Source organism: Alkalidesulfovibrio alkalitolerans DSM 16529, assembly GCF_000422245.1.
GTDB lineage: Bacteria > Desulfobacterota > Desulfovibrionia > Desulfovibrionales > Desulfovibrionaceae > Alkalidesulfovibrio > Alkalidesulfovibrio alkalitolerans.
In genome coordinates this window covers 1-17034 of the sequence record NZ_ATHI01000006.1, presented here as the reverse complement: position 1 = coordinate 17034, position 17034 = coordinate 1, and the positions used below count along the sequence as shown (strand labels likewise).

The 17034-nt window shown below is 61.7% G+C and carries 31 protein-coding genes and 1 pseudogene; 1 reads left to right on the top strand and 31 read right to left on the bottom strand.

What is annotated here, in order from left to right; translation table 11 throughout:
• Nucleotides 1–97: 97 nt before the first annotated feature.
• The gene (locus DSAT_RS04690) at nucleotides 98–688 is read left to right on the top strand and encodes a TetR/AcrR family transcriptional regulator (protein WP_020886444.1); all 591 of its coding nucleotides are present in this window, start codon (nucleotides 98–100) and stop codon (nucleotides 686–688) included.
• A 53-nt stretch (nucleotides 689–741) separates the two neighbouring features.
• On the opposite strand, the gene selD is transcribed toward DSAT_RS04690, so the two are convergent.
• The 31 genes and pseudogenes from selD to rpsJ form a co-directional block, all read right to left on the bottom strand.
• Complete coding sequence (gene selD / locus DSAT_RS04685) at nucleotides 742–1797, bottom strand: selenide, water dikinase SelD (protein WP_084712769.1); 1056 nt, start codon at nucleotides 1795–1797, stop codon at nucleotides 742–744.
• The gene (locus DSAT_RS04680) at nucleotides 1794–2726 is read right to left on the bottom strand and encodes a selenium metabolism-associated LysR family transcriptional regulator (RefSeq protein WP_020886442.1); all 933 of its coding nucleotides are present in this window, start codon (nucleotides 2724–2726) and stop codon (nucleotides 1794–1796) included. Before DSAT_RS04680 ends, selD begins: the two co-directional genes overlap by 4 nt.
• A gap of 248 nt (nucleotides 2727–2974) precedes the next feature.
• Nucleotides 2975–3361, bottom strand: a pseudogene (gene rplQ, locus DSAT_RS15745) (50S ribosomal protein L17); the annotation flags it as partial.
• Entirely contained in the window at nucleotides 3351–4391 is a 1041-nt protein-coding gene (locus DSAT_RS04670) for a DNA-directed RNA polymerase subunit alpha (protein ID WP_020886440.1), read from the bottom strand. The pseudogene rplQ and the gene DSAT_RS04670, both read right to left, overlap by 11 nt.
• 9 nt (nucleotides 4392–4400) lie before the next feature.
• Nucleotides 4401–5027 (bottom strand): 30S ribosomal protein S4, encoded by a 627-nt coding sequence (rpsD, locus tag DSAT_RS04665; RefSeq protein WP_020886439.1) that lies wholly within the window; start codon nucleotides 5025–5027, stop codon nucleotides 4401–4403.
• An 18-nt stretch (nucleotides 5028–5045) separates the two neighbouring features.
• A complete protein-coding gene (gene rpsK, locus DSAT_RS04660) occupies nucleotides 5046–5435 on the bottom strand; it encodes a 30S ribosomal protein S11 (protein ID WP_020886438.1) in 390 nt (129 codons plus the stop codon).
• 54 nt (nucleotides 5436–5489) lie between these two features.
• The gene (gene rpsM / locus DSAT_RS04655) at nucleotides 5490–5864 is read right to left on the bottom strand and encodes a 30S ribosomal protein S13 (RefSeq protein WP_020886437.1); all 375 of its coding nucleotides are present in this window, start codon (nucleotides 5862–5864) and stop codon (nucleotides 5490–5492) included.
• A gap of 13 nt (nucleotides 5865–5877) precedes the next feature.
• Complete coding sequence (rpmJ, locus tag DSAT_RS04650; protein WP_020880439.1) at nucleotides 5878–5991, bottom strand: 50S ribosomal protein L36; 114 nt, start codon at nucleotides 5989–5991, stop codon at nucleotides 5878–5880.
• 31 nt (nucleotides 5992–6022) lie between these two features.
• A complete protein-coding gene (gene map, locus DSAT_RS04645; RefSeq protein WP_020886436.1) occupies nucleotides 6023–6784 on the bottom strand; it encodes a type I methionyl aminopeptidase in 762 nt (253 codons plus the stop codon).
• A complete protein-coding gene (gene secY / locus DSAT_RS04640; RefSeq protein WP_020886435.1) occupies nucleotides 6785–8101 on the bottom strand; it encodes a preprotein translocase subunit SecY in 1317 nt (438 codons plus the stop codon).
• 15 nt (nucleotides 8102–8116) lie between these two features.
• Complete coding sequence (gene rplO, locus DSAT_RS04635) at nucleotides 8117–8563, bottom strand: 50S ribosomal protein L15 (protein WP_020886434.1); 447 nt, start codon at nucleotides 8561–8563, stop codon at nucleotides 8117–8119.
• Nucleotides 8563–8730 carry a 50S ribosomal protein L30 gene (gene rpmD, locus DSAT_RS04630; protein ID WP_020886433.1) on the bottom strand — a complete coding sequence of 56 codons (168 nt, stop codon included), beginning with the start codon at nucleotides 8728–8730 and terminating at the stop codon, nucleotides 8563–8565. The genes rplO and rpmD overlap by 1 nt, the downstream gene beginning before the upstream one ends.
• Nucleotides 8731–8743: 13 nt before the next feature.
• The gene (rpsE, locus tag DSAT_RS04625; RefSeq protein ID WP_020886432.1) at nucleotides 8744–9238 is read right to left on the bottom strand and encodes a 30S ribosomal protein S5; all 495 of its coding nucleotides are present in this window, start codon (nucleotides 9236–9238) and stop codon (nucleotides 8744–8746) included.
• A 15-nt stretch (nucleotides 9239–9253) separates the two neighbouring features.
• Nucleotides 9254–9613, bottom strand: a complete 360-nt coding sequence (gene rplR / locus DSAT_RS04620) for a 50S ribosomal protein L18 (protein ID WP_020886431.1) — start codon at nucleotides 9611–9613, stop codon at nucleotides 9254–9256.
• 30 nt (nucleotides 9614–9643) lie between these two features.
• Nucleotides 9644–10183 (bottom strand): 50S ribosomal protein L6, encoded by a 540-nt coding sequence (gene rplF, locus DSAT_RS04615; RefSeq protein ID WP_020886430.1) that lies wholly within the window; start codon nucleotides 10181–10183, stop codon nucleotides 9644–9646.
• A 13-nt stretch (nucleotides 10184–10196) separates the two neighbouring features.
• Nucleotides 10197–10580, bottom strand: coding sequence for a 30S ribosomal protein S8 (gene rpsH / locus DSAT_RS04610; protein ID WP_020886429.1), 384 nt, complete (start codon nucleotides 10578–10580; stop codon nucleotides 10197–10199).
• Between the two features lie 31 nt (nucleotides 10581–10611).
• Entirely contained in the window at nucleotides 10612–10797 is a 186-nt protein-coding gene (locus DSAT_RS04605) for a type Z 30S ribosomal protein S14 (protein WP_020886428.1), read from the bottom strand.
• An 11-nt stretch (nucleotides 10798–10808) separates the two neighbouring features.
• Complete coding sequence (gene rplE, locus DSAT_RS04600) at nucleotides 10809–11348, bottom strand: 50S ribosomal protein L5 (RefSeq protein ID WP_020886427.1); 540 nt, start codon at nucleotides 11346–11348, stop codon at nucleotides 10809–10811.
• A gap of 4 nt (nucleotides 11349–11352) precedes the next feature.
• Nucleotides 11353–11688, bottom strand: coding sequence for a 50S ribosomal protein L24 (gene rplX / locus DSAT_RS04595; RefSeq protein WP_020886426.1), 336 nt, complete (start codon nucleotides 11686–11688; stop codon nucleotides 11353–11355).
• 33 nt (nucleotides 11689–11721) lie between these two features.
• Complete coding sequence (rplN, locus tag DSAT_RS04590) at nucleotides 11722–12090, bottom strand: 50S ribosomal protein L14 (protein ID WP_020886425.1); 369 nt, start codon at nucleotides 12088–12090, stop codon at nucleotides 11722–11724.
• 22 nt (nucleotides 12091–12112) lie between these two features.
• Nucleotides 12113–12373: a 30S ribosomal protein S17 gene (rpsQ, locus tag DSAT_RS04585; protein WP_020886424.1), complete on the bottom strand. Its 261-nt coding sequence runs from the start codon at nucleotides 12371–12373 to the stop codon at nucleotides 12113–12115.
• Nucleotides 12374–12382: 9 nt separating this feature from the next.
• The gene (gene rpmC, locus DSAT_RS04580; protein ID WP_020886423.1) at nucleotides 12383–12574 is read right to left on the bottom strand and encodes a 50S ribosomal protein L29; all 192 of its coding nucleotides are present in this window, start codon (nucleotides 12572–12574) and stop codon (nucleotides 12383–12385) included.
• 1 nt (nucleotide 12575) lies between these two features.
• On the bottom strand, nucleotides 12576–12989 hold the full coding sequence (gene rplP / locus DSAT_RS04575; protein ID WP_020886422.1) for a 50S ribosomal protein L16: 414 nt from the start codon (nucleotides 12987–12989) through the stop codon (nucleotides 12576–12578).
• Complete coding sequence (gene rpsC / locus DSAT_RS04570; RefSeq protein ID WP_020886421.1) at nucleotides 12989–13627, bottom strand: 30S ribosomal protein S3; 639 nt, start codon at nucleotides 13625–13627, stop codon at nucleotides 12989–12991. The genes rplP and rpsC overlap by 1 nt, the downstream gene beginning before the upstream one ends.
• Nucleotides 13628–13636: 9 nt before the next feature.
• Nucleotides 13637–13969: a 50S ribosomal protein L22 gene (gene rplV, locus DSAT_RS04565; RefSeq protein ID WP_020886420.1), complete on the bottom strand. Its 333-nt coding sequence runs from the start codon at nucleotides 13967–13969 to the stop codon at nucleotides 13637–13639.
• Nucleotides 13970–13981: 12 nt separating this feature from the next.
• Nucleotides 13982–14269 carry a 30S ribosomal protein S19 gene (gene rpsS / locus DSAT_RS04560; protein WP_020886419.1) on the bottom strand — a complete coding sequence of 96 codons (288 nt, stop codon included), beginning with the start codon at nucleotides 14267–14269 and terminating at the stop codon, nucleotides 13982–13984.
• 15 nt (nucleotides 14270–14284) lie between these two features.
• Nucleotides 14285–15115: a 50S ribosomal protein L2 gene (gene rplB, locus DSAT_RS04555; RefSeq protein ID WP_020886418.1), complete on the bottom strand. Its 831-nt coding sequence runs from the start codon at nucleotides 15113–15115 to the stop codon at nucleotides 14285–14287.
• A 2-nt stretch (nucleotides 15116–15117) separates the two neighbouring features.
• Nucleotides 15118–15408: a 50S ribosomal protein L23 gene (gene rplW / locus DSAT_RS04550; protein WP_020886417.1), complete on the bottom strand. Its 291-nt coding sequence runs from the start codon at nucleotides 15406–15408 to the stop codon at nucleotides 15118–15120.
• A 1-nt stretch (nucleotide 15409) separates the two neighbouring features.
• Nucleotides 15410–16030, bottom strand: coding sequence for a 50S ribosomal protein L4 (gene rplD, locus DSAT_RS04545; RefSeq protein ID WP_020886416.1), 621 nt, complete (start codon nucleotides 16028–16030; stop codon nucleotides 15410–15412).
• A 13-nt stretch (nucleotides 16031–16043) separates the two neighbouring features.
• Complete coding sequence (gene rplC / locus DSAT_RS04540; RefSeq protein WP_020886415.1) at nucleotides 16044–16676, bottom strand: 50S ribosomal protein L3; 633 nt, start codon at nucleotides 16674–16676, stop codon at nucleotides 16044–16046.
• A gap of 10 nt (nucleotides 16677–16686) precedes the next feature.
• Nucleotides 16687–17004, bottom strand: a complete 318-nt coding sequence (gene rpsJ / locus DSAT_RS04535; RefSeq protein ID WP_020886414.1) for a 30S ribosomal protein S10 — start codon at nucleotides 17002–17004, stop codon at nucleotides 16687–16689.
• Between the last annotated feature and the right edge of the window lie 30 nt (nucleotides 17005–17034).

Genomic DNA, 17034 nt, shown 5'->3' with positions numbered 1-17034 from the left:
CGGGAAAGGACTACGCAGGAATCAGGCGGCGTGAAGGGTCGCCGTGGAAAACGATTTTCCGTTTTCCCCTGAAACGATTCATGATAGCGGATGATGCATGGGCAAGATCAAGGCAATCGTGGACGCGGCGCAAATCCTGTTTGCCGAAAAGGGCTACGAGAACACCCCCGTGTCCGACATCGCCAAGGCCGCAGGCGTTGCAGGCGGCACCGTCATCTACCATTTCAAGAACAAGGAGAACCTGCTCTTCATCGTCACTTGGCGTGTGCATTACTCCCTATTCAAGGCCACCCTCAAGAGCCTGACGCCCGCGCGAAGCGGGCTTGACGCGGCTCTTTCCTTCGTAGCCGCCTTCTTCGAGTACCTGCGCAAGCGAGCCGGGGAATTCCAACTCATCCTCAAGAACACGGCCTACGACACCCTCGACGTGAACGCATTCCCCAACGCCGACCTGAAGCTCATGCATCTGCGTTATCTGCGACTGCTGCAGGAAGGCCTGGAGCGGGGCATCGAGGACGGCTCCGTCCGTGCCTGCGATCCCATGTCCGTCTCCCACGTCATCTACGCCATGCTCATCGGCGCAGCCCGGCTGCACCTTTCGCATGGAGAGGATCTGGAGAACTTGGCCGCCGAATCCATGGCCTTCGTGCGCGCCCGCCTGGAAAACCCCGCGCCCGCTTTGGCGTGACCTGAAAAAAAACAGACCTGCGGCCCTCTTGCCGACCTCCGGGGAAAGCCGCGTCAGCGCAGCAACGTGAGCCGTGCAGGCAACTCGCCCTGCGCGTGCACCCGGCCCACGACGTGGGCGGGTTCTCCCGCCTCCGCGAGCATGCGCAGGGCGTCCGGGACCTTTTCCTCGGGCACGGCCAGCACCAGACCGCCGGAGGTCTGGGCGTCGAAGCACAAATCCGCCCTCAGTCCGTCCACTCCCGGCTCGACATGCACGGCGCTCGCGCAAAATTTGCGGTTGGCGTGGCTGCCTGCGGGCAAAAGCCCCATGGCGGCGAGGTCCAGCGCCTCGTCGATGACCGGAACGTCGGCGCTGGCAAGCGCGATGGAGACGTTCGAGGCATGGGCCATCTCCAGAAGATGACCGCCCAGGCCGAAGCCCGTGACGTCCGTTGCAGCGCGAAGCCCGAGTTCGCGGATCACTCGGCCGCCCGTGGCGTTCAGGCGCGAGGCCCAGGCGATGAGCAATTCCTCGAAGCGCTCGAAACCCTGCCACTTCGCCTTCAGCGCCGTGGACAAGACGCCCGTGCCCAGAGGCTTGGTAAGGATCAGCCTGTCGCCGGGCAAAAGCCCCTTGTTGGTGGCCACGCGGTCGGGATCGACCACGCCCGAGACCGCCAGGCCGTACTTGGTCTCGTCGTCCTCCACGCTGTGCCCGCCCGCCGGAACCGCCCCCGCCTCGAGGACTTTGTCTCGGCCGCCGCGCAGGATGTCCGTGAGGATTGCGCGAGGCATCTTCTTGATGGGGAAGCAGACTATGTTCATGGCACACAGCGGCTCACCGCCCATGGCGTAGACGTCGGAGAGGGCGTTGGCCGCCGCGATCTGCCCGAAGGCGTAGGCGTCGTCAACGATGGGCGTGAAGAAGTCGACGGTCTGGACAAGTGCCTTGCCGCCTGGGAAGGATAGGACGCACGCGTCCTCGTTGCCTGCAACGCCCACGAGGAGGCGCGGGTCGGCGACGGTGCCGAGCGCGGCCAGTACTTCCTCCAGGTCCCCGGGAGGAATCTTGGCCGCTCAACCGGCGGCTTTAACAGTATCCACCAGGGTGATGCGTTTTTCGCTCACGTGGCTTCCCCGCGTCCGGGAGCGGACGCCGTCAGAATATGTTCGACGAAATGGCGGTAAGCGGGCATCAGGCTCCGCCGCACGTTGCGCACGAGGTAAAACTCGCGCGACATGTCGAGTTCGGGCACACTGACGGCGGAGACCTCGCCCCGCTCGATGAACCCGGCCGCGGCCAGACGCGAGGTGACGCTGACACCGAGGCCGCCGCGCACGCAGTTAATCGCGGCTTCGGTACTGGCGACCGAAACCACCACCCGAAGCGAATCGATGACCGCTCCCCTCTGTCTCAAAGCGATCTCCAGGGTCTTACGTGTGCCCGACCCGGCCTCCCGCATGATCCATGGCCATTTCAGGGCTTGCTCAAGCGTCGCATCGGCTCCGATCTCCACGGCAACAGAGGGGGGAGCGATAAGCACGGCCTCGTCGGAAAGGACGAGGTCGAATAGCAGGTCGGGATGATCGACCCGTGCGCCGCAAAGGCCGCATATCAGAGAGCCCTCCGTGACGCGTTCGATGACGGAGTCTGAGTCGCCGTTTTCGATGCGCACGCCGACGCCTGGATAAGCGGAGAGAAAGCCGCGCAACAGACCAGGAAGAATATATTGCGCCGGGATGGTGCTCGCGCCCACGACGATTTCGCCGCTCACGGAGTCGAGCAGAGCCTCGATGTCTGCCCGGGCGTTCGCGAGGCTGCGGAAGACTTCGCGGGCATGGCCGTAGAGGATCTCCCCAGCCCTGGTGGCAAGCACCGAACGCCCCATGCGGTCGAAGAGCCTGACGCCGAGTTCGTCCTCAAGAGTGGAGATATGGGAACTGATGGTCGGCTGGGAAAGAAAAAGCTCCTGGCCAGCCTTGGAAAAGCTGCCAAGTTCGTAGACCTTGCAGAAAGCTTCGAGCCGCCTGATATCCATGGAGACGATACCATACATCAGGACAGTCAATATGGAAACAAAAAAGAAGGCAGGCCATCGGCCTGCCTTCCATAATCTCTTCGGGTGCAGAAACGCTACTTGTTTTCTTCGGACTCGGCCTTCGGGGCTTCCTCGGCAGGAGCTTCCTCGCTCGCGGTGGCCTTCTTCTTGGGGGCCTTGGGCTCTTTGGGCTCCTTAGGTTCCTTGGCGGCCTTGGGAGCCTTCTTGGCGGGAGCGGCCTTCGGCTCCTCGGTCTTTTGGACCTCGGGGGCGGCGGCAGGAGCCTCGGCGGCTCCAAGAGCGGTGAATTCGATCACGGCCAGAGGGGCGTTGTCACCCTTGCGGGGCTCGCCCAGGCGAACGACACGAGTGAAGCCGCCGGGAACGCCGACGAACTTGGGGCCGATCTCGTCGAAGAGTTTCTTCACGAGCTGGTGGTTCTCCAAGACCTTGTAGGCTTGGCGGCGGGCGTGCAGATCGTTCTGCAGGGCCAGGGTGATGAGTCCGTCGGCCACCTTGCGCAGTTCCTTGGCGCGCACAACGGTCGTACGGATGCGGCCATGGGTGATCAGGGAACGGGCCATGTTGCGGAACATGGACTTACGGTGGGACGGCTCCATCCCGAACTTCTTGCCGGACTTTCTATGCCTCATTGTTCTCTTTCCTCTTCAACCATTCCTGGAGTTTCTCGTCGAAGCCGTCGATCCTGGTTCCGAACTCCAAGCCCATGTTGTCCAGGACGCGACGAATCTCCTCCAGCGACTTGCGGCCGAAGTTCTTCGTCTTCAGCATCTCGTTCTCGCCACGCTGCACGAGCTCGCCCACATAACGGATGTTGGCGCTCTTCAGGCAGTTGGTGGCGCGAACCGAGAGTTCGAGTTCGTCGATGGACTTGAAGAGGTTCTCGTTATCCTCGCCTGAGCCGGAGTGACCGGAGCGCTCGTCCTCGGAGGTCAGCTCATCGAAGTTGATGAAGATGGTGAGCTGGTCCTTGAGGATCTTGGCGCTATAGGCGATGGCGTCCTCAGGAGTCACGGAGCCGTCCGTCCAGACGTCGAGGATGAGCTTGTCGTAGTTGGTCATCTGTCCGACACGGGCCTGCTCCACGGTGTAGGCCACCTTCTTCACGGGAGAGAAGCTGGCATCCATGGCGACGAGCCCGATCTCCTGGGGTTGGTCGTGCATCTCGGCCGGGACGTACCCCTTGCCCATGCGCACTTCCAGGGTGATCGTGAACTCGATGTCGTCGGACAGCGTCGCGATGTGCTGATCTGCGTTGAGCACCCGGACGTTCTGATTCTCCTTGATGGCGGCAGCGGTGACCGCGCCCTTCTTGGAGGCGGAGAGAACCAGCGTCTGCGGTTCGTCAGTGTTCATGGCCAGGCGGACGGACTTCAGGTTCAGGATGATATCAGTCACGTCTTCGATCACGCCGGGAATGGTCGTGAACTCGTGATGCACACCCTCGATACGGGCGGACACGATGGCCGCGCCCTGCAACGAGGAGAGCAGCACGCGGCGAAGCGCGTTGCCGATGGTCGTCCCGAAGCCGCGCTCCAGGGGTTCGCAAACGAACCTGCCGTAGGTGTTGCCCGTCTTGGCATCCTTGACCAACTGCTCGGGCTTGACCAATTCGGACCAGTTGCGCGAATTGATGAACTTGTCGCCTTGCTGAATGAGCATGTCGTCCTCTTACTTGGAGTACAACTCGACGATGAGCTGCTCGTTGATGGGGTGCTGGATGTCTTCACGGCGCGGGGTCGCCTTGACCACGCCCTTGAAGTTCTCCCCATCCACCTCCAGCCAGTCGGGACATCCCCGACGGGCGATAACCTGCTGGGCTTCTTGGATCACGGGCACCTTGCGGGACTCCTCGCGCACGAGGACCGTGTCTCCGGGCTTGACCTGCATGGACGGAATGTTCACCCGGCGGCCGTTGAGGCTGAAAATGCCATGGCGAACAAGCTGGCGCGCCTGGTCACGGGAGTTGGCGAAGCCCATGCGGTAGATGACGTTGTCCAGGCGCTGCTCAAGCAGGGCCAGAAGATTGTGGCCGGTGACGCCTTTCTTGCGGTCGGCTTCCTGGAAGTACAGGCGGAACTGGTTTTCCAGAACGCCGTACATGCGGCGGACCTTCTGCTTTTCACGCAACATGACAGCGTAGTCGCTCATCTTCACGCGGCCGCGGCCATGCTGGCCAGGGGCGTAGGGACGGCGTTCGTAGGCGCACTTGTCGGTGTAGCAGCGGTCGCCCTTCAAAAAGAGCTTGCCACCTTCACGGCGGCAGACCCGGCACTTGGGACCATCGTAACGAGCCAAGACTGAATCCTCCCTCGGTTAGACGCGGCGGCGCTTCGGCGGACGGCAGCCGTTGTGGGGAATGGGCGTCACGTCGCGGATGAAGGTGACCTTGAAGCCCGAATTGTTGATGGCCCGCATGGCGGCCTCACGACCCGAACCAGGGCCCTTGACGAGAATGCCCACGGACCGCATGCCGTTTTCCTGTGCCTTCTTGGCGGCGGTTTCGGCCGCCACCTGAGCGGCGAACGGGGTAGACTTGCGCGACCCCTTGAAACCGCTACCGCCCGAAGATGCCCACGACACCACGTTACCCCTCATGTCAGTGAAGGTGATGATGGTGTTGTTGAAGGACGCCTGGATATGGGCGATCCCCGTGGGAATATTCTTCTTTTCCTTCTTCTTCGTCACACGGCGCGCTTTGGCCATGACCATTACTCCACAGTCGAAATTTCGCGAAACGCAAACGGAATGGATTTCCGCTTACTTGCCTTTTTTCTTGCGACCCACCACACTCGGACGCGGCCCTTTACGGGTGCGGGCGTTGGCATGGGTGCTCTGACCACGCACCGGCAGGCCCTTACGGTGCCGAAGGCCCCGATAGCAGCCGATGTCCATGAGGCGCTTGATATTGGTCGTGATCTCGCGGCGCAGATCGCCCTCGACCTTGTAGCTGCTCTCGATTTCCTTACGCAGCGTGTTGACCTCGTCATTGCTCAGGTCATCGGCGTTCTTGGTCCACTCGACGCCGGTGGCGTCGCAGATCTTGAGCGCGGTGGTGCGGCCGATCCCGTAGATATAGGTCAGGGCGATGTCCAGCCGCTTCCTCGGCAGTTCGACTCCAGCGATACGAGCCACTCAAATTCCCTCGCTAACCCTGGCGCTGCTTGTGCCTGGGGTTTTCGCAAATGACGCGCAACACGCCCTTGCGTTTGATGATCTTGCACTTGGGGCAAATCTTTTTGACCGACGGTCTCACCTTCATGACCTTGTCTCCCTCTCGTCGTCCGCCCGCGTCACAGGCTCAATATCTCGGGACCGTCTCCGGTCACCACCACGGTGTGCTCGAAATGTGCGGCCAGGCTTCCGTCCCTGGTGACCGCGGTCCACTTGTCGTCCAGCACCTTCACTTCCGGGGATCCCAGCGTGACCATCGGCTCGATGGCCAGGACCATCCCTGCTTTCAGCGGGATGGAGGGCGAACCCTGCGGAACAAAGTTCGGCACTTCCGGCTTTTCGTGCAGGTTGCGGCCAATGCCGTGCCCGACAAACCGCCGTACGACATGCATCCCTTTGCCCTCCACGTACTCCTGGATGGCCTTGGAGATGTCGTACAGGTCGTTGCCGGGCCTCGCCTGCTCGATGCCGTGCGCCAAGGCGCTCCTGGTGGCATCGAGAAGGGCGTTAGCCTTACCTGAAACCTCGCCGACTGTAAAGGTCTTTGCGGAATCACCGTAAAAACCTTCGTACACCACGCCCATGTCGAAACTGACAATGTCGCCGTTCTTGAGGAGTCGATCGGACGGAAACCCGTGCACGATCTCCTCGTTGACGGAGCAGCACAGCGCGAACGGAAACCCGTGGTAGCCCTGAAAGGCCGGACGGACTCCGTACTCGCGGCACTTGGCCTGGGCGATTTCTTCAAAGAGCATGGTTGGGACACCCGGCCGCACGGCTTTTTCAAGGGCGTCGAGTATGCGGGCCACTATGCGATTGGCCTCGCGCATTATCCTTATCTCGGCAGCATTCTTCAGAAAGATGCCGCGATACTTCTTCACCTAGCGCCTGCCCTTGACCCTTCCGGCCTTCTCCATAAGTCCCTGGTACTGCCGCGAGATCAGGTAGGATTCGAGTTGTCCCATGAAATCCATGGCCACGCCCACGACAATCAGCAGCGACGTGCCTCCGAAGTAGAACGGGACGTTGAATTGCGCGATGAAGATCATTGGCAGCACGCAGATGATGGAGATGTAGGTCGCACCCCAGATGGTGATGCGCGACAACACGCGATCAATGTATTCTTTGGTCTTCTGGCCGGGGCGGATGCCGGGCACGAAACCGCCGCTCTTCTTGAGATTCTCGGCGATCTGGTTCGGATCGAAGATGATCGCCGTGTAGAAGTAGCAGAAGAACACGATCAAGGCCACGAAGATAACGTTGTAGATGAGCGCGTCGGGAGCAAACCAGGTCGACACGGTCTGCAGCCACTCCACTCCGGAGAACTGGGCGATGGTGCCCGGAAACATGAGGATGGAGGAGGCGAAGATGGGCGGAATGACGCCCGCAGTGTTCAGCTTGAGCGGCAGATGCGAGGTCTGGCCGCCGTACATCTTTCTGCCCATCTGGCGCTTGGCGTACTGGATGGGAATGCGGCGCTGGGCCCTCTCGGCCGTGACGATGGCGATGAGCACGCCAGCCATGATCACGGTCAGGATAAGCAAAAAGAACACGCTCATCTCGCCCGCGCCGACAAGCTGGAAGGTATTGATGAGCGCACGGGGCAAGGTGGCCACGATACCCGCAAAAATGATCAACGAGATGCCGTTGCCAAGGCCCTTGGCCGTGATCTGCTCACCAAGCCACATGACCAGAATGGTGCCCGCCGTGAGCGTGAGCACAGTGACCATTCTGAATCCCCAGCCCGGTTCGAGCACCACGGGCAGGCCCGTGGGGCTGGTCATGCTCTCAAGGCCGATGGCGATGCCGAGACCCTGGATGATCGTGATCAGCACCGTGCCGTAGCGCGTGTACTGGGTGATCTTCTTGCGGCCCTCGGCACCCTCCTCCTTCTGCAGTCTGGACAGCTCGGGGCTGACGACCGTGAGGAGTTGCATGATGATCGAGGCCGAGATGTAAGGCATGATGCCCAGGGCGAAGATCGAAATACGGGACAGGCCGCCGCCAGAGAACATGTCGAACAGCCCGAAAAGGGTGTTCTGCATGCTCTCGAAGAATTCGGTCAGAGCCGCCGTGTCCACACCGGGAACGGGGATATGGATGCCGATCCTGTAGAAAGCCAGCAGGGCAAAGGTCCAGAGCAGTTTTCTGCGCAATTCTGGAAGCTTGCCTATGTTCTCGACACCTAACGCGGCCATGTCCCCTTCCGTCGTTTATGCTTCGAGGGCCTTGGCGGAGCCGCCGGCCTTCTCGATCTTTTCCTTGGCCGTGACGCTGAAGCGATGCGCTTCGATGGTCATGGAGGCGGCAAGCTCGCCGCGTCCCAGGATCTTCACGGGAAGATTCCGGGAGCACAGCCCCTTGGTGTAGATGTCCTCAAGGGTCACCTCGGCCTGGCCCTCGAAGGCCTTGGCCAGGGCGTCAAGATTCAACGCAGCGTATTCGACGCGATTGAAATTCTTGAAGCCGCGCTTGGGCAGGCGACGCTGAAGGGGCATCTGGCCGCCTTCGAATCCAGCCTTGACGCCGCCGCCGGAGCGGGAACGCTGGCCTTTATGGCCCTTGCCGGAGGTCTTGCCGAGACCCGAACCACGGCCGCGACCAAGGCGTTTCTTGGTCTGCCGCTCCTCGGGGAAGGGATAGAGTTCGTGCAGTTGCATTATTCCTGAACCTCCACCAAATGGGCGACATGCTTGACCATGCCGCGCATGGCGTCATTGTCGGGATAGATCTTGGTTTGCCGGATGCTGCGCAGCCCCAGAGCCTCGAGCACCTTGCGCTGTTTCGGCGTGGCGCCAATGGCGCTGCGCGTGAGCGTGATCTTCATGACGGGCGCTCCCTTATTTCCTCGGCGTGGACAAGGCCTTGCCGCGGATGTCGGACATGGCGTCGGCGCTGATGATCGACGCTAAGCCGGCCAGGGCCGCCTTGACCACGTTGTGGGGATTGTTGGTGCCGATGGCCTTGGTCAGGATGTCGCTGACGCCGGCGGCCTCCATGATCGCGCGCACCGGGCCGCCGGCGATGATGCCGGTACCCTTGCTCGCGGGCTTGAGAAGCACATTGGCGGCGCCGAATTCACCCAGGATCTCATACGGCAGGGTGCCGTCGATCAGGGGAACCTCGATCATGTCCTTTTTGGCGCGGTCGGAGGCCTTGCGAATGGCCTCGGGGACCTCGTTGGCCTTGCCCAGGCCGCAGCCGACCTTACCCTTGCCGTCGCCGACCACCACCAGGGCGCTGAAGCTGAAACGACGGCCGCCCTTGACGACCTTGGCCACGCGGTTCAGGTAGACGATCTTTTCGATGTGTCCGGTATCGTTGGTCTCGGCCATGACGGCTTCCACTCCTTAGAATTTCAGTCCGGCTTCCCGGGCGCCCTCTGCGAGCGACTGGATGCGGCCGTGGTACTTGTAGCCGTTGCGGTCGAACACGACGGCCTCGATGTTCATGGCCTTGGCCTTCTCGGCCACGTCCTTGCCGACGACGGCCGCCGAGGCCTTGTCCAACTTGACGGCCTGCCCGGCCTTGACGAGCGAGAGCGTCGAGGAGGACAAGATCGTCTGCCCCGTGTCGTCGTTCACCAACTGGGCATAGATGTGCCGGTTGGAGCGGAAGACGACCAGCCTGGGCCGTTCGGCCGAGCCGGAGATCTTCTTGCGGATGCGCAACTTGCGACGTTTGCGCTGTTCTTCCTTGGTCAGCTTCATGGCGTCATTCCTTTTGTGGCATTACGGCGGCTATTTCTTGCCGCCGGACTTGCCGGCCTTGCGGCGGATCTGCTCACCCGCGTACTTGATGCCCTTGCCCTTGAACGGTTCGGGCGGGCGCACGCGGCGAATCTGGGCAGCCACCTCGCCGACCAGTTGCTTGTCGATTCCCATGATGGTCAGCTTGTTGCCTTCGGCCTTGGCCTCAATGCCCTTGGGCAGCGGGAAGTTCACGGGATGGGAGTATCCCACCGAGAGCACCACGCTCGCGCCCTGGACCTGAAGCTTGTAACCGACGCCCACGACCTCGAGCTCCTTCTGGTAGCCCTTGGTCACACCCTCGACGCAGTTGGCGAGCAGGGTGCGGCGCAGACCGTGCTGCTCACGCGCGGCACGGCTCTCGTCCACCCGCGTCAGACGCACGGTGGAGCCCTCGATCTCGTAGGCGATCTTCTCGTGACGCGGCGTGATCAGGGCGCCCTTGGGGCCCTTGATCTCGATGGTGTCGATTCCGACCCTCACCTCGACGCCGCTGGGCAGATCGATATGATTCTTGCCGATTCTGGACATGGTTCGATTCCCCTTACCAGATTTCGCAGAGCAGCTCGCCGCCGACCTTTTCGGTGGCGGCTCTCTCCCCGTCCATGACCCCCTTGGAGGTGGACAGGACACAGATGCCCAGGCCGTTGCGCACGCGCGGGATCTCACCAACGCCGACATACACGCGTCGGCCGGGCTTGGAGACCTTCTTGGTACCGGTAATGACCGGCTTGCCGCCTACGTACTTCAGGGTGACGACCATGTCGCGCTCGCCGACCTCGTAGTCGGCGATGAAGCCTTCATCCTTCAGGATGCGCGCGATGTCGGCCTTCATCTTGGAAACGGGCACGTTGACCTTGGCGTGCAGCCCCTGGTGCGCGTTGCGCAGCCGGGCCAGCATGTCGGCAACGGGATCACTCACAGCCATTGCTCATTCTCCTCACTACTGCCTTTCTCGACTACCAGCTCGACTTGCGCACGCCGGGCAGTTCGCCGCGCAGGGCCTTGTTGCGGAAGCAGATACGGCAGACGCCATACCTGCGAAGATACGCGCGCGACCGGCCGCAGATGGGGCAGCGGTTGTAGGCGCGGGCGGAAAACTTGGGCTTGCGGCGCGCCTTGACCATAAGAGAGGTGCGGGCCATTTCGAAACTCCTTATTTCCTGAAGGGCATGCCGAGCAGGGACAGGAGTTGCTTGGACTCCTTGTCGCTGGACGCGGTCGTGACAAAGGTGATGTTCATGCCCTTCACCCGATCAACTTTTTCGATGTCGATCTCGGGGAAGATGGTGTGCTCGCGGACGCCCATGGTGAAGTTGCCGCGTCCATCGAATCCCTTGTCCTGCACACCACGGAAGTCGCGGACGCGCGGCAGGGAGAAGTTCACCAGCTTGTCGATGAAATCCCACATGCGCTCGCCACGCAGCGTCACGCGGCAACCCACGGGCTGCCCTTCACGAAGCTTGAACGAAGCGATGGACTTCTTGGCCTTGGTGATCACGGCCTTCTGACCGGAGATACGGGTCAGCTCGTTCACCGCCTCCTCGATCAGCTTGTGGTTCTGGCTGGCCTCGCCAAGACCGATGTTCAGATGCACCGAGCGCAGCCGGGGGATCTGCATCGACGACTTGTATCCGAACTCCTTGGTCAGTTCGGGGGCGATCTTTTCCTTGTACAGCTTTTCCAGAGTCGTCATGGTGCTATCCCGCCTTGATGATCTCGTTGCATTTCTTGCAGAAACGCACCTTGGTTCCGTCCTCGGTGTAGCGGTACCCGACGCGGGTGGCCTTGGTGCAGGCGTCGCAAACGACGGCCACGTTGGACACGTGGATCGGGGCTTCCTTGTCCAGGATGCCGCCGGCCTGGCCGCTGTAAGGGTTGCCGCGGGTATGGCGCTTGACCACGTTCACCTTCTCGACGATGACGCAGTCCCTCTTCTTCAGGACCTTCAGCACCTTGCCGACCTTGCCCTTGTCCTTGCCAGCCAGGATCTGGACCTTGTCGTCCTTGCGGACGCGATAATTCTTGGCTTCCATGGTATTCCTCGCTCTCCTTCCCCGTTCCTCGGCCTACAGCACTTCGGGGGCCAGGGAGACGATCTTCATGAAGTTCTTGCCGCGCAGTTCCCTGGCCACGGGACCGAAAATGCGGGTGCCGACGGGCTCGAACTGCTTGGACAAAATGACGGCGGAGTTGTTGTCGAACTTGATGAAGGTGCCGTCGGGACGACCGATCTCCTTCTTGGTCCGCACCACAACCGCGAACATGACGTCGCCCTTCTTCACCTTGGCGTGGGGCATGGCGTCCTTGACCGAAACCACGATGATGTCGCCGACGCTCGCGTAACGACGCTTGGAACCGCCCAGCACCTTGATGCACATGACTTCCTTGGCGCCGGAATTGTCCGCGACGTCGAGCCGGGATTGAACCTGGATCATTGCCGTTTTCCTTTACGAAAGCTTAGACAGCTTTTTCCACGATCTTAACGAGATGCCAGCGCTTCCGGGCGGACAGCGGCCGGGACTCGACGATCTGCACCTTGTCACCGATGGCGCACTCATTGTTCGGATCGTGCGCCATGAACTTGTTGCGACGGCGGATGTACTTGCCAAGCAGCGGGTGCTTGACCAAGGTCTCGACGCTGACGACAATGGTTTTGTCGTTCTTGTCGGAGACGACCTCGCCCACGAATTCCCGCTTGTTGCTCTTCTTCTCGATCATGCGTGTCACCTACGCCTTGCCTGAATCGTTCTTCACGGTGAGGATGCGGGCGATGGACTGCTTCACGGCCTTGATGCGCTGCGTGTTCTCAAGCTGCGCGGTGGCGTGCTGGAAGCGAAGGTTGAAGAGTTCCTGGCGGAACTCGGCAAGCTTGGCGTCCAGTTTTCCAGCGTCCAGTTCGCGGATGGCTTTCATTTCCATCTTAGATCGCCTCCCTGACCACGATGGCCGTCTTCACCGGCAGCTTGTGCGCGGCGCGGGTCAGGGCGACCTTGGCCACCTCGATGTCCACGCCGGCGAGTTCGTACATGATCCGTCCGGGCTGCACCGGGGCGACCCAGCCGACAGGCGCGCCCTTACCCTTGCCCTGACGGACTTCGGCGGGCTTGGCGGTGATCGGATGATCCGGGAATATCCGGATCCAGACCTTGCCGCCGCGCTTGACGTGACGGGTGATGGCGATACGGGCGGCCTCGATCTGCTGCGCCGTGATCTTGCCGTGCTCAAGACACTTCAGACCGACCTCGCCGAACGAGACGAGGTTGCCGGTCTGCGCGTTGCCCTTGAGGCGGCCCTTTTGCCGCTTACGAAATTTCAGTCTCTTGGGAGCGAGCATTATTGTTCCACCTCATCCAGAATCTCACCCTTGAAAATCCAGACCTTGACGCCAATGACGCCATACGTGGTCTTGGCCTCGGCAAAGCCGAAGTCCAGGTCCGCGCGGAGGGTCTGCAGGGGCACGCGGCCGTCGCGATACCACTCGCTGCGGGCGATCTCGGCTCCGGCCAGGCGACCTGCGCAGGCGACCTTGATGCCTTCGGCGCCGAACTTGCGGGCAATGCCCACAGTGCGCTTCATGGCGCGACGGAAGGCCACGCGACGCTCAAGCTGGGTGGCGATGGACTCGGCCACGAGTTGGGCGTCGGTCTCGGGACGGCGGATCTCGACAACCTCGATGGCGATTTCGCGTCCGAACTTCTTGCGCATGTTGTCGCGGATTTTCTCGATCTCCACGCCCTTACGTCCGATCACGATGCCGGGACGCGCGGTGTGCACGATGATCCGGACCTTGCCGCCCGCGCGTTCGATCTCGATTTTCGAGATGCCAGCGTGGAAGAGCACCTTTTTCGCGTACTTGCGAATCTTGTCGTCCTCGAGCACGAAGCCGGGGTAGTCTTTCTTGCTGAACCAGCGGGAAAGCCAGTTCTTGTTGTACCCGAGCCTGAACCCGTAGGGATGTACTTTCTGACCCATGACGTCCCCTTAGCTCTCGTCAACCACGATGGTGATGTGGCTGGTCCTCTTGAGGATACGGTAGGCGCGGCCCATGGCGCGAGGCATGATCCGCTTCCAGGTGGGACCCTCGTTGACGATGACACTCTTGATGTAGAGCGAGTCCACATCCACACCGGGCAGTTGACCGGCATTGGCTATGGCCGAGCGCAGGACCTTGTTCAGTTCCTTGGCGGCCTTTTTGGGGGTGAAGCGAAGGACGTTCATGGCGTCCTCCACAGGCATCCCCTTGATGTTGTCGGCGACGAGCCGGGTCTTGCGCGGCGAGATGCGCACGAACTTGGCGACGGCTTTGGCTTCCATCGTTCCCTCTCCCTACTTCTTGCCCGCGGCCTTGGACTTCTTGTCCACCGAGTGGCCGAAGAAGGTCCGGGTAGGCGCGAACTCGCCAAGCTTGTGACCGACCATGTTCTCGGTCACGAAGACCGGGATGAACTTGCGGCCGTTGTGCACCGCGAAGGTCATGCCGACCATGTCCGGAAGGATGGTGGAGCGCCTGGACCAGGTCTTGATGACGCGGCGGTCCTGGGTCTCGGCGGCCTTTTGCACTTTCTTGACTATCGAGGCGTCCACGAAGGGACCCTTCTTCAGTGACCTGGGCATGTCCGGTTACTCCTGCTATTTCTCGCCGCGCCGCTTCACGATCAGCTTGGACGAAGACTTGTTCGGCTTGCGGGTCTTGTAGCCCTTGGTCGGCTTGCCCCACGGCGTGCACGGATGGCGACCGCCGGAGGACTTGCCCTCGCCGCCGCCCAGAGGGTGGTCGACGGGGTTCATGGCCACGCCGCGGACCATGGGACGACGCCCGAGCCAGCGGTTGCGACCGGCCTTGCCCAGCGAGATGTTCTCGTGCTGGATGTTGCCAACTTGGCCGATGGTGGCCACGCAGGCGGAAAGCACGTTGCGAATCTCGCCGGAAGGCAGCCGCAGCAGGGCGTACTTGCCTTCCTTGGCCACGAGCTGGGCATAAGTTCCAGCGGCGCGGCAAAACTGTCCGCCACGACCGGGCTGCAACTCGATATTGTGCACCACCGTGCCGGTGGGGATGCGACCGAGATGCATGGCATTGCCGGGTTTGATGTCGGCCTTCTCTCCGGAGAGAAGGACGTCGCCGACCTTCACCCCCACGGGGGCCAGAATGTAGCGCTTCTCGCCGTCGGCATAATGCAGCAGGGCGATGCGGGCGCTGCGGTTGGGGTCGTACTCGACCGCGGCGACCTTGGCCGGGATGTCGACCTTGTTGCGCTTGAAGTCGATGATACGATAAAGCTTTTTATGTCCGCCTCCGCGCCGACGGGAAGTGATCCGGCCGTAACAGTTGCGGCCGGACTTCTTCCGCAGTCCCTCGGTCAGGGACTTCTCGGGCGCCTTTTTCGTGATCTCCTCGAACGAGGAGACCATCTGGAATCGGCATCCGGCGGAGGTGGGCTTCAGCTTGCGCACGGCCATCGCTAGACTCCTTCGAAGAACTCTATCTTGTCGCCCTCGGCCAACGAAACGTAGGCCTTCTTGTATCCGGGCACCTTACCGACGACCTTACCGAACTTCTTGCGCGGCGAGGGGCTCTTGCGGACGACGTTGACGTCGGTGACCTTGACCGCGAAGGCCGTCTCGACCGCCTTCTTGATCTCGATCTTATTCGCCTTGTCGTGGACATAGAAGACCACCTGACCGCCCACTTCCTTGACGAACGTCGCCTTCTCGGAGACGGCGGGCTTGAGGAGAATCTGCGTGTAGTCCATCTTACTTCAACCTTTCCTCGACGCTCGTCACGGCCTCTTTGACCATCACCAGCTCGGGGTATGTCAGCACATCGAGAACGCTCAGTTGGTCGGCTTCGAGCACCTTCACGTGCGGAAGGTTCCGGGCCGAAAGAGCGAGAGTCTTATCAGGGCCGCCAACAACAATCAAGGCTTTTCTCAAGCCGAGCTTGCCAACCACGTCGGCGAAAAGCCGGGTCTTGATCTCGGGCAGGTCGAACCTGTCCACGACGGTCAGCTTCTCGCCCAGAGCCTTGGAGGTCAGGGCCATCTTCAGGGCAAGGCTCTTGACCTTCTTGTTGACCTTGATGTCGTAGGAGCGGGGGGTGGGGCCGAAGGCCACTCCGCCGCCGCGCCAGACAGGGTTGCGGCTGGAACCGACGCGGGCGCGGCCGGTACCCTTCTGACGCCACGGCTTCTTGCCGCCGCCGCTGACCTCGCCCCGTCCCTTGACCTTGTGGGTTCCGGAGCGAGCCGAAGCACGCTGCGCACGAACCACGAGGTTCAAGAGTTCGGGACGCACGTCCACGCCGAAGACATCGGGGGAAAGCTCAAGGCTTCCCACCTCGACGTTGTTCTGGTCGACTATCTTCACGCTCGCCATTGTCGTTACCTGCCTAGTCCTGCTTGCGGATCATCACGAGACCGCCCTTGGCGCCCGGCACCTGGCCTTTGACCAGGATGACGTTCTCCTCGGGGAGGATCTCGAAGATCTCGATGTTCTTGATGGTCACGCGGCGATCGCCCATGTGACCCGGCATGCGCTTGTTCTTGAAGATGCGGCCGGGCTGCGTGCGGTTGCCGATGGAACCGGGCGAACGGTGAACCTTCTCGGCGCCGTGCGAATCGCGCAGGCCGGAGAAATGGTGCCGTTTCATGACGCCCTGGAACCCTTTTCCCTTGGACGTTCCGGTGACCTTGACGACTTCACCGGCCTTGAACATGTCCACGGTCAGGTCCTGGCCGAGTTCGTACCCGTCGAGGGAGTCCACGCGGAACTCCTGAAGGGTGCGGTACAGTCCCTTGCCGGCCTTGGCCAAGTGGCCCTTGAGCGGCTTGTTCACAAGGCGCTCGGGGATATCCTCGAAGCCGACCTGCAGGGCGGTGTATCCGTCCTTCTCGGCGTCTTTGATCTGCACGATGGGGCAGGGTCCGGCCTTGACGGCGGTCACGGCGGTGACGGTCCCGTCTTCGGTGAAGACGCGGGTCATGCCGAGCTTACGGCCCAGAATTCCGAGTTTCGTCGCCATGGCTTCCTCGCTAGAGCTTTATTTCCACGTCAACGCCGGCGGGCAGCGAAAGCTTGCCCAGTGCGTCGACGGTTTGCGGCGTCGGCTCCAGGATGTCGAGAAGGCGCTTGTGGATGCGCTGCTCGAACTGCTCCCGGGATTTTTTGTCGATGTGCACGCTGCGCTGCACCGTGGTCTTGTGGATGTTCGTGGGCAGCGGGATGGGTCCGGCGATGGCCGCCCCCGTGTTCCGCGCCGTGTCCACGATCTCCGCCACGGCCTTGTCCAGAATGCGGTAGTCGTATGCCCTGAGCTTGATGCGAATGCGATCGCTGGTCATGGTCGCCATAGTGTTCACCCTACTCCACGATCTCGGAGA

What these genes read in the sequence shown, in the direction of transcription:
- DSAT_RS04690 (WP_020886444.1), top strand. Translation starts at nt 98, where the DNA reads ATGGGCAAGATCAAGGCAATCGTGGACGCGGCGCAAATCCTGTTTGCC.
- DSAT_RS04680 (WP_020886442.1), bottom strand. Translation starts at nt 2,726, where the DNA reads ATGTATGGTATCGTCTCCATGGATATCAGGCGGCTCGAAGCTTTCTGC.
- DSAT_RS04670 (WP_020886440.1), bottom strand. Translation starts at nt 4,391, where the DNA reads ATGCTCATTCAGCAAGGCGACAAGTTCATCAATTCGCGCAACTGGTCC.
- rpsK (WP_020886438.1), bottom strand. Translation starts at nt 5,435, where the DNA reads ATGGCCAAAGCGCGCCGTGTGACGAAGAAGAAGGAAAAGAAGAATATT.
- rpmJ (WP_020880439.1), bottom strand. Translation starts at nt 5,991, where the DNA reads ATGAAGGTGAGACCGTCGGTCAAAAAGATTTGCCCCAAGTGCAAGATC.
- secY (WP_020886435.1), bottom strand. Translation starts at nt 8,101, where the DNA reads ATGGCCGCGTTAGGTGTCGAGAACATAGGCAAGCTTCCAGAATTGCGC.
- rplO (WP_020886434.1), bottom strand. Translation starts at nt 8,563, where the DNA reads ATGCAACTGCACGAACTCTATCCCTTCCCCGAGGAGCGGCAGACCAAG.
- rpmD (WP_020886433.1), bottom strand. Translation starts at nt 8,730, where the DNA reads ATGAAGATCACGCTCACGCGCAGCGCCATTGGCGCCACGCCGAAACAG.
- rpsE (WP_020886432.1), bottom strand. Translation starts at nt 9,238, where the DNA reads ATGGCCGAGACCAACGATACCGGACACATCGAAAAGATCGTCTACCTG.
- rplR (WP_020886431.1), bottom strand. Translation starts at nt 9,613, where the DNA reads ATGAAGCTGACCAAGGAAGAACAGCGCAAACGTCGCAAGTTGCGCATC.
- rplF (WP_020886430.1), bottom strand. Translation starts at nt 10,183, where the DNA reads ATGTCCAGAATCGGCAAGAATCATATCGATCTGCCCAGCGGCGTCGAG.
- rpsH (WP_020886429.1), bottom strand. Translation starts at nt 10,580, where the DNA reads ATGGCTGTGAGTGATCCCGTTGCCGACATGCTGGCCCGGCTGCGCAAC.
- DSAT_RS04605 (WP_020886428.1), bottom strand. Translation starts at nt 10,797, where the DNA reads ATGGCCCGCACCTCTCTTATGGTCAAGGCGCGCCGCAAGCCCAAGTTT.
- rplE (WP_020886427.1), bottom strand. Translation starts at nt 11,348, where the DNA reads ATGACGACTCTGGAAAAGCTGTACAAGGAAAAGATCGCCCCCGAACTG.
- rplX (WP_020886426.1), bottom strand. Translation starts at nt 11,688, where the DNA reads ATGGAAGCCAAGAATTATCGCGTCCGCAAGGACGACAAGGTCCAGATC.
- rplN (WP_020886425.1), bottom strand. Translation starts at nt 12,090, where the DNA reads ATGATCCAGGTTCAATCCCGGCTCGACGTCGCGGACAATTCCGGCGCC.
- rpsQ (WP_020886424.1), bottom strand. Translation starts at nt 12,373, where the DNA reads ATGATCGAGAAGAAGAGCAACAAGCGGGAATTCGTGGGCGAGGTCGTC.
- rpmC (WP_020886423.1), bottom strand. Translation starts at nt 12,574, where the DNA reads ATGGAAATGAAAGCCATCCGCGAACTGGACGCTGGAAAACTGGACGCC.
- rplP (WP_020886422.1), bottom strand. Translation starts at nt 12,989, where the DNA reads ATGCTCGCTCCCAAGAGACTGAAATTTCGTAAGCGGCAAAAGGGCCGC.
- rpsC (WP_020886421.1), bottom strand. Translation starts at nt 13,627, where the DNA reads ATGGGTCAGAAAGTACATCCCTACGGGTTCAGGCTCGGGTACAACAAG.
- rplV (WP_020886420.1), bottom strand. Translation starts at nt 13,969, where the DNA reads ATGGAAGCCAAAGCCGTCGCCAAGTTCGTGCGCATCTCGCCGCGCAAG.
- rpsS (WP_020886419.1), bottom strand. Translation starts at nt 14,269, where the DNA reads ATGCCCAGGTCACTGAAGAAGGGTCCCTTCGTGGACGCCTCGATAGTC.
- rplB (WP_020886418.1), bottom strand. Translation starts at nt 15,115, where the DNA reads ATGGCCGTGCGCAAGCTGAAGCCCACCTCCGCCGGATGCCGATTCCAG.
- rplW (WP_020886417.1), bottom strand. Translation starts at nt 15,408, where the DNA reads ATGGACTACACGCAGATTCTCCTCAAGCCCGCCGTCTCCGAGAAGGCG.
- rplD (WP_020886416.1), bottom strand. Translation starts at nt 16,030, where the DNA reads ATGGCGAGCGTGAAGATAGTCGACCAGAACAACGTCGAGGTGGGAAGC.
- rplC (WP_020886415.1), bottom strand. Translation starts at nt 16,676, where the DNA reads ATGGCGACGAAACTCGGAATTCTGGGCCGTAAGCTCGGCATGACCCGC.
- rpsJ (WP_020886414.1), bottom strand. Translation starts at nt 17,004, where the DNA reads ATGGCGACCATGACCAGCGATCGCATTCGCATCAAGCTCAGGGCATAC.